The 737-nt window shown below is 61.5% G+C and carries 1 protein-coding gene; it reads right to left on the bottom strand.

Annotated elements, in window-relative coordinates; all coding sequences use genetic code 11:
- Positions 1 to 71: 71 nt before the first annotated feature.
- A partial coding sequence (locus A5790_RS14200) for an ABC transporter permease (protein WP_066840400.1) occupies positions 72 to 737 on the bottom strand: 666 nt, incomplete at its 5' end.

Here is a 737-nt window from a genome sequence, read left to right as displayed (position 1 = left end):
CGCGCGCCCCCCGAGTCAGGCGCGGATAGGTGCTGCGCAGAACTTGTACGGTTCCCATCGATAGCTCCCGATCAGCCCGTCGTCATCCGAATACCGATCGCGGTCACGACCACGTTGATCACGAACAACGCCATGAACGCATACACCACCGTCTCGTTGACCGCGTTACCGACCGCCTTGGCGCCACCACCGGTGATCGTCAACCCGCGAAAACACGCCACCAACCCGGCGATCAGACCAAACAACGCCGCCTTCACACACGAAATGATCACCTCAGGCACCCCGGTCAACAGCGTGATCCCGGCCGCGAACGCACCCGGGTTCACATCCTGGATGAACACCGAAAACGTGTAACCACCCAGGATCCCGATGATCACCACCAAACTGTTGAGCAGCAGTGCGACCAGTCCCGAGGCCAACATGCGCGGGGTCACCAAACGCTGGACCGGGTTGATGCCCAGCACCTCCATCGCATCGATCTCCTCGCGGATCGTGCGCGACCCCAGATCAGCACACATCGCCGTCGCACCGGCACCGGCCACGATCAACACCGTCACGATCGGACCCACCTGAGTCACCGCACCAAACGCCGCACCCGCACCCGACAGATCAGCCGCACCCAACTCCCGCAACAAGATGTTCAACGTGAACGACACCAACACCGTGAACGGAATCGCCACCAACAACGTCGGCGCCAACGACACCCGAGCAATGAACCAACACTGCTCCAAGAACTC

This window comes from Mycobacterium sp. 852002-51152_SCH6134967, from assembly GCF_001667105.1.
Classification (GTDB): domain Bacteria; phylum Actinomycetota; class Actinomycetes; order Mycobacteriales; family Mycobacteriaceae; genus Mycobacterium; species Mycobacterium neumannii_A.
The sequence above is the reverse complement of the archived record's forward strand: the minus strand, read 5'-3'. Positions and strand labels throughout refer to the sequence as shown.